The organism is Streptomyces sp. PA03-1a (genome assembly GCF_033792805.1).
GTDB lineage: Bacteria > Actinomycetota > Actinomycetes > Streptomycetales > Streptomycetaceae > Actinacidiphila.
Genome location: NZ_JARAVO010000344.1, coordinates 1 through 7,300, shown reverse-complemented (window position 1 = coordinate 7,300; position 7,300 = coordinate 1). Strand labels below are relative to the sequence as shown.

At 74.0% G+C, this 7,300-nt stretch carries 7 protein-coding genes; 4 read left to right on the top strand and 3 right to left on the bottom strand.

Features of this window, described 5'->3' with window-relative positions:
- Positions 1–211 precede the first annotated feature (211 nt).
- Together hemQ and hemG are read right to left on the bottom strand one after the other, a co-directional pair.
- Positions 212–943: a hydrogen peroxide-dependent heme synthase gene (gene hemQ, locus PV341_RS42255; RefSeq protein WP_499514598.1), complete on the bottom strand. Its 732-nt coding sequence runs from the start codon at positions 941–943 to the stop codon at positions 212–214.
- Between the two features lie 4 nt (positions 944–947).
- Positions 948–2,393 carry a protoporphyrinogen oxidase gene (gene hemG, locus PV341_RS42250; RefSeq protein ID WP_500321812.1) on the bottom strand — a complete coding sequence of 482 codons (1,446 nt, stop codon included), beginning with the start codon at positions 2,391–2,393 and terminating at the stop codon, positions 948–950.
- 127 nt (positions 2,394–2,520) lie between these two features.
- On the opposite strand from hemG, the gene PV341_RS42245 reads away from it, so the two are divergent.
- Positions 2,521–3,543, top strand: a complete 1,023-nt coding sequence (locus tag PV341_RS42245; protein ID WP_500321813.1) for a DUF4349 domain-containing protein — start codon at positions 2,521–2,523, stop codon at positions 3,541–3,543.
- Positions 3,544–3,590: 47 nt separating this feature from the next.
- Here the strand turns inward: PV341_RS42245 and hemE are convergent, their stop codons facing one another.
- Positions 3,591–4,634 carry a uroporphyrinogen decarboxylase gene (gene hemE / locus PV341_RS42240; RefSeq protein ID WP_499514595.1) on the bottom strand — a complete coding sequence of 348 codons (1,044 nt, stop codon included), beginning with the start codon at positions 4,632–4,634 and terminating at the stop codon, positions 3,591–3,593.
- Positions 4,635–4,723: 89 nt separating this feature from the next.
- Between hemE and PV341_RS42235 the strand changes: the two genes are divergently transcribed.
- From PV341_RS42235 to PV341_RS42225, 3 genes are all read left to right on the top strand, one after another.
- On the top strand, positions 4,724–5,374 hold the full coding sequence (locus tag PV341_RS42235) for a DUF3000 domain-containing protein (protein WP_500321814.1): 651 nt from the start codon (positions 4,724–4,726) through the stop codon (positions 5,372–5,374).
- Between the two features lie 215 nt (positions 5,375–5,589).
- Positions 5,590–6,252, top strand: coding sequence for a response regulator transcription factor (locus PV341_RS42230; RefSeq protein ID WP_018563211.1), 663 nt, complete (start codon positions 5,590–5,592; stop codon positions 6,250–6,252).
- A 79-nt stretch (positions 6,253–6,331) separates the two neighbouring features.
- Positions 6,332–7,300: HRDC domain-containing protein (locus PV341_RS42225; RefSeq protein WP_500360639.1), on the top strand; the 969-nt coding region annotated here is incomplete at its 3' end.

Sequence of the window (7,300 nt, the reverse complement as noted above, 5' to 3'; positions counted from 1 at the left end):
CCTCCGCGCCGCCCCGAGCTGACGCACCGCGCGGGGCCGGACCTCAGGCCAGACCCGCCACCAGCTCCGCCACGGACTTAACGACCCGTGGCCCCTCCCCCACAGCCGCCCTCGCACCGCTCGGCCCCAAGGGGCCTCCCGGGCTTCGACCGGCCCGCCGGACTCCGCCCGGCACCCGCCACCCCGGAAAGCCCCCGCGCGGGGCCGGGCCTCAGGCCAGACCCGCCACCAGATCCGCCACCGACTTACGACGACCCGTGTAGAACGGCACCTCCTCGCGGACGTGCATACGCGCCTCCGAGGCCCGCAGATGACGCATCAGGTCCACGATGCGGTGCAGCTCGTCCGCCTCGAAGGCCAGGATCCACTCGTAGTCGCCCAGCGAGAACGACGCCACCGTGTTCGCCCGCACGTCCGGGTAGCCCCGCGCCATCTTGCCGTGGTCGGCCAGCATGCGGCGGCGGTCCTCGTCGGGGAGGAGGTACCAGTCGTAGGAGCGGACGAAGGGGTAGACGGAGACGTAGTCGCGGGCCGTCTCGTCGGCGAGGAAGGCGGGGATGTGGCTCTTGTTGAACTCCGCCGGGCGGTGCAGGGCCATGTTCGACCAGACGGGCTCCAGCAGGCGCCCCAGCATGGTGCGGCGGAAGCGGTTGTACGCGTCCTGGAGGGCGTCGGCGGTCTCGGAGTGCCACCAGATCATGACGTCCGCGTCGGCGCGCAGCCCGGACAGGTCGTACGTGCCGCGGACCGTGACGTCCTTCTCGGCGAGCTGCTCGAAGAGCTCCTCCACCTCCTCCGCGTAGCGGGTGCGGTCGTCGGGCAGGACGTCGCGCAGCCGGAACACCGACCAGAGGGTGTAGCGGATGACCTCGTTGAGGTCCTTGGCCTTCTTGCCGGCGTTGGGGGCCTTGGCGGGGGCGGCGGATGCAGTGGAGTCGGTCATGGGGCTATTGTCCCGCGTCCGGTTCCGCCGCCCGCCGCAGGGTGCCCAGGACCTGCGTGGCCGCGCCGCGCGCGCTCGCGACGCAGGCCGGGATGCCGACGCCCTCGTAGAGGGCGCCGCACACCTCGAGGCCGGGCAGCTTCGCGACGTGCTCGCGCAGCCGCGCGACCCGGGCCAGGTGGCCGACCGGATACTGCGGCAGGCCGCCGTCCCAGCGGGTGACACGGGCCGCGACCGGGGCCGCGGTGAGCCCGACGGCCTCGCCGAGGTCCTGGCGGGAGAGGCGGACGAGGTCGGTGTCGTCCCACGCGAGGTCGGCCTCCTGGCCGTGCCGGCCGATCGAGGTGCGCAGGACGTAGACGTCCGGGTCGGCGGCGCCGCTCCAGTGCCACTTCTGGGCGGAGAACGTGGACGCCTTGATGGTGCGCCCGTCCACCGGCGGGACGAGGAAGCCGCTGCCGGGCAGCGCGTGGGCGATCTCGCGGCGCCGGAAGGCCATGGTGACCAGGGCGACGCTGGCGTACTCCACCGTCGAGAGCTCGGCGGCGGCGCCCGGTGACTCGGCGGCCAGCAGCTTGGCGGCGGCCGGGGCCGGCACGGCGAGCACGACCGCGTCCGCGGACAGCGTCTCGCGGGTGCCGTCGTGGTCGAAGGCGACCTCCCAGCCGTCGGGGGTGCGGCGCAGCGTCCGCACCGGGGCGTCGGTCTCGATGCGGGCACCGGCGGCCCGGCAGGCCGTGGCGACGGCGACCGGCAGCCGCCCGACGCCTCCGCGGATGCCGGCGAAGACGGGGCCGTTCTGCCGCGCGGCGGCGGCCTTGCGCTGGCTCTCGCGGACGGCCTCGATCAGCGAGCGGCCGCCGCGCGCGCCCTCGTACAGCTGCGGGATGGCGGCGCGCAGCGAGATCTCGTACGCGTTGCCCGCGTACACCCCGCCGAGCAGCGGTTCGACGAGCCGGTCGACGACCTCGTGGCCCAGCCGGGCGGCGACGTAGGCGCCCACCGCCACGTCCTCGCCCACCTTGGTGCGGGGCAGGACGTGGTCGAGCGGCAGCCGCGCGAGGCCGGCCGCCGAGAGCACCCCGGACGCGGCGAGCGCGCCGAGGTCGCCGGGGACGCCCATGACGCCGCCCTTGGGCATGGGGCGCAGCCGGCCGCGCGTCCACAGGCCCGCGTTCGTCGTGGCGGGCGCCTCCAGGTCGTCGCCGAGGCCGACGGCGCGGGCCAGGTCGACCGCCTCGGGACGGCGCGCCAGGATCGACTCGGCGCCCAGGTCGACCGGGACGCCCGCGATCTCGTCCGCGTACAGCTTCCCGCCCAGGCGCCCGGAGGACTCCAGCACGGTCACCCGTGCCACGCCGTCCTCCAGCAGGAAATGCGCCGCGGCGAGTCCGGAGACCCCGCCGCCCACGACCACCACATGCCCGGCCCGGGGCTGCGTATTGCTCATGGCTCCACTGTCTCAGACGCCGGAACGAGCCCTAACCGTGACCTCTTCGGGATCACGGACCCGAAACCCGCCCCGCGCCCCTCGCGTCGAATCGGCAACAGACGCAACGACCCCGGGGGGACGCCCTGTGAGCACGTCAACCACCACCGCCCGCAGACCACTTGCCGCCGTCCTCGGCGCCCTGGCACTGGCCGCCGCCCTCACGCTCACCGGCTGCGGCGCCGACAGCACCGACAGCAGTTCCAGCGAGGCGGGCGGCAAGGCGGGCGCCGCCGCACCCGACCTGGCCGAGCGTCCCGGCGCGCAGACCGCGGCCACCGGGGCGGACGGCGACGCGAAGAACGCCACCGGCAAGGGGTCCGGCACCGGGGCGGGAAGGACCCCGACCCTGGCGCAGTCCTACATCGTGCGCACGGCGACGCTGACGGTCGAGGCCAAGAACGTCTCCGGCGCCGTGGCCAAGGCGCGCACGCTCGTGGAGGGGACGGGCGGCTACGTCGGCAACGAGAGCACCAGCCTGGACGACGACGGCCGCGAGTACTCCACCATCACCCTCCGCGTGCCGCCGGACGGCTACGACCGGGTGCTGCGCGACCTGTCGGAGCTGGGCACGCTGCGCAACCGCAAGGTGGACGCCCAGGACGTCACCGGCCAGGTCGTGGACGTCGAGAGCCGGCTCAAGACGCAGCGGGCGAGCGTGGCGCGGGTACGGGAGCTGATGGACCGGGCGACGAGGCTCAGCGACATCGTCTCCCTGGAGAGCGAACTCAGCTCCCGCCAGGCCGACCTGGAGTCGCTGGAGGCCCAGCAGGCTTCGCTCAAGGAGCGGACCGGGATGGCGACGATCACGCTGGAGGTGCAGGAGCCGGCCGTCAAGGAGGCGCCGGAGAAGGAGGACGACGGCTTCTGGGCCACCGTGGGCAGCGCCTTCGGCAGCGGCTGGCACGCCTTCTACCTGACCCTGCGGGCCCTCCTGGTCGCCCTCGCCGTGCTGGCCCCGTTCGCGGCGCTGGCCCTCCTCGGCTACCTGGGCTTCCGGCTGCTGCGCCGGGTGCTGCCCGCCCGGCGCCCCGTCGCCGCGCCCCCGCAGCCGGTGACCGTGCCCGCGCCGATCGGTGCGGGCGACGGCGGGGCACAGCCGCGGGAGTAGCGGCGGACCCCGGTGTCCCCGCGCCGGGCGGCGCGGGGACACCGCCGTCAGCGGGCCGTCTCGGTGTGGACGAAGTCCACGAGACGGGTCAGGGCGTCGGGGTCCGTGGTGGGCAGGACGCCGTGGCCCAGGTTGAAGATGTGGCCCGGGGCGGCTCCGGCCGAGTACAGGACCTCGCGGGTCTTCTTCTCCACCGCCTCGCGCGGGGCGAAGAGCACCGCGGGGTCCAGGTTGCCCTGGAGCGCCTTGCCGGGGCCGACCCTGCGGGCGGCCTCGTCCAGCGGGACGCGCCAGTCCACACCGACCACGTCCGCGCCGGCCTCGCCCATGAGCCCGAGCAGCTCGCCGGTGCCGACGCCGAAGTGGATGCGGGGCACGCCGTAGTCCGCGACGGCCCGGAAGACCTTGACGGAGGCGGGCATGACGTAGCGCCGGTAGTCCTCGGGGGCGAGCGCGCCGACCCAGGAGTCGAAGAGCTGCACCGCGCTGGCGCCGGCCTCGATCTGCACCTTCAGGAAGGCCGAGGTGATGTCCGCGAGGCGGTCCAGGAGCTCCGCCCACAGCTCGGGCTCTCCGTACATGAGGGCCTTGGTGCGCTCGTGGTTGCGCGACGGACCGCCCTCGACGAGGTAGCTCGCCAGGGTGAAGGGCGCGCCCGCGAAGCCGATCAGCGGCGTCGTGCCGAGTTCACCCGTGAGCATGCCGATCGCCTCGGTGACGTACTTGACGTCGTCCGGGTCGAGCGGCCGCAGGCGCTGCAGGTCCTCCCTGGTGCGGATGGGCTGCTCGACGACCGGGCCGACGCCCGGCTTGATGTCGAGGTCGAGCCCGATGGCCTTGAGCGGCACCACGATGTCGCTGAAGTAGATCGCCGCGTCGACCTTGTGCCGCCGTACGGGCTGCAGCGTGATCTCGGTGACGAGGTCGGGCCGCATGCACGACTCGAGCATGGGGATGCCCTCGCGCAGCTTGAGGTACTCGGGGAGGGAGCGCCCGGCCTGGCGCATGAACCACACGGGGGTGTGCGGCACGGGCCGGCGCCGGCACGCCAGGATGAAGGGGGAAGCAGCGGTCTGCTGGTGCGCACTCACCCCCGAATCTTCGCATGCGCCAAGTGGGCGACCCGCCCGACCGGGTGTCCTCCCTCACTGCGGGCCCCCTTCGGCCTACGCTTCCGGGCATGGCAGCGGCTCATGGGCACCTCTCGGACGGGAACGACGCCCCCCTCCCGTTCCAGCACGCGGTCGACGCACTGCTGCGCGCCCGGGTACGGCACGAGGTGGAGCTCGATCCGGTGCCCCCGCCCAAGCGCCTGGCACCGCACGCGTACGCCCTGGAGGCGGCGGTCGTCGTCGACGACGAGGAGATCGGGGACGGGCGCCTGGTGCTGCTCTACGACCCCGACGGGCAGGAGGGCTGGCACGGCGCCTTCCGGCTGGTCACCCTCGTCCGGGCGGAGCTGGAGCCGGAGATCGCGGCGGACCCGCTGCTGCCCGAGGTCAGCTGGTCGTGGCTGACCGGTGCCCTGGAGGGCCGCGGCGCGGCCTTCACCGCGGCGGGCGGCACGGTCTCGCGCAGCTCCTCGCACCACTTCGGCGCCCTGGCCGGGCGGGAGGACTCCACCCGCATCGAGATCCGGGCCTCGTGGACGCCGCTCGCCGTGAATGGCGGCGTACCGGACATGGCCACCCACCTGGCGGCCTGGTGCGACCTGGTGTGCACCTGCGCGGGGCTGCCGCCGGCGCCCTCGGACCCCTCCTGCCCCCAGCCGGGCGGCGGCCCCTCGGTGGTGCCGCTGCCGAAGCGGCGCGGTCCGCAGCAGACGCGCTGAGGGCCGCCGCGCCCGCGCTGACCATTCGCTTTACCGCCGTCAACAAGGTCTGACACCCGGTGACCGCGATCTTCACACCTTCGATCGACCCTGGTCGACAGCGCGTCCGAATTGCCGGAATTGTTACTAAACAAGTCGTGATCATTCTCTAAAGCCGGGCGAAGTTGCTGCCGAAGGAACCTGTGACCCTTCCCGCCAATGTCCCAGGAGGCCCGGTGTCGGTTCTTCTCGAGCACCCCACAAGCCTGGTCGCCTACCGCCCCAACAAGCCGACGGCGATGGTGGTGGTCGCCGATCCCCGCGTACGTTCCACCGTCACGCGCCACTTGTGGGCGCTCGGAGTACGCGACGTGATCGAGGCGTCCTCCATCGCCGAGGCAAGGCCCCGGGTGGGCACCCCCCGAGACATCTGCGTCGCCGACGTACACCTCCCCGACGGCTCCGGGCTGACCCTGCTCGCCGAGACCCGGGCGGCGGGCTGGCCCAACGGCCTGGCCCTGTCCGCCGCCGACGACATCGGAGCCGTGCGCAACGCCCTCGCGGGCGGTGTGAAGGGCTACGTCGTCACCGGCACCCGCACCAACCTCGGCATCCCGGGCCGCCCCGGCGCCGTACCCCTCGGCCCGGCCGGCCAGCGGCTGCAGCGCCGCCCACCGGGTGCCCCCGGCCACGGCGGCGGCTACCGCGAACTGTCCGGCCGCGAGGTGGAGGTGCTGCGGCTGGTCGCGGAGGGCCAGTCGAACAAGGCGATCGGCGTCTCCATGGGGCTGTCGGCGCTGACCGTGAAGAGCCACCTGGCCCGGATCGCCCGCAAGCTGGGCACCGGTGACCGCGCGGGCATGGTCGCGGTAGCGCTGCGTACCGGCATCATCCACTGATCGAAGTCATATCCCGCGTGCGCCCGCCGACGGAACGTTCCGTCGGCGGGCGGCTGCTGTACACAGATACTCTTGACTGGTGACCGACGCCCGAGAGACCGCAACAGAAGCACCCCCGGCGCCGGTCCCGCTGCTGGACCCGCGCGAGGGAATCCCGCCGGTGACCGCCAGCCCGGAGGCCTTCGCCGACATCGTCGCGGCTTTCGCCGCGGGCTCCGGACCTGTCGCCGTCGACGCCGAGCGCGCATCCGGCTACCGCTACGGTCAGCGGGCCTATCTGGTCCAGCTGCGCCGCACCGGGGCAGGGACCGCGCTGATCGACCCCGTCGCCTGTCCGGACCTGTCGGCGCTGAGCGCCGCGCTCGACGGCACGGAATGGGTGCTGCACGCCGCCACGCAGGACCTGCCGTGCCTCGACGAGGCCGGCATGCGGCCCGCCCGGCTGTTCGACACCGAGCTGGCCGGCCGCCTCGCCGGGTTCGCCCGGGTCGGGCTCGGCGCGATGGTGGAGAACGTCCTCGGGTACGCCCTGGAGAAGGGCCACTCCGCCGTCGACTGGTCGACCCGGCCGCTCCCCGAACCGTGGCTGCGGTACGCCGCGCTCGACGTCGAGCTCCTGGTCGACCTGCGCGACGCGCTGGAGGAGGAACTGCGCGCCCAGGGCAAGCTGGAGTGGGCACTGCAGGAGTTCGCGGCCATCGCCGCGGCCCCGCCGCCCCCGCCCCGCGTCGACCCCTGGCGCCGCACCTCCGGCATGCACAAGGTGCGCCGGCGCCGTCAGATGGCGGTCGTGCGGGAACTGTGGAACCTCCGGGACCGGCTCGCCCGCGAACGGGACGTCTCCCCCGGCCGGGTCCTCACCGACGCCGCGATCGTCACCGCCTCGCTGGAGGCCACCCCCAACGCGCACGCGCTGGCCGCGCTCCCGGGGTTCGGACATCGCATGGGGCGGCGCCAGCTGGAGCAGTGGCAGGCCGCGATCGACCACGCCCGCAGCATCCCCGAGCGCGACCTCCCGCAGCCCGGCCCCGCCTACACCTGGCTCTTC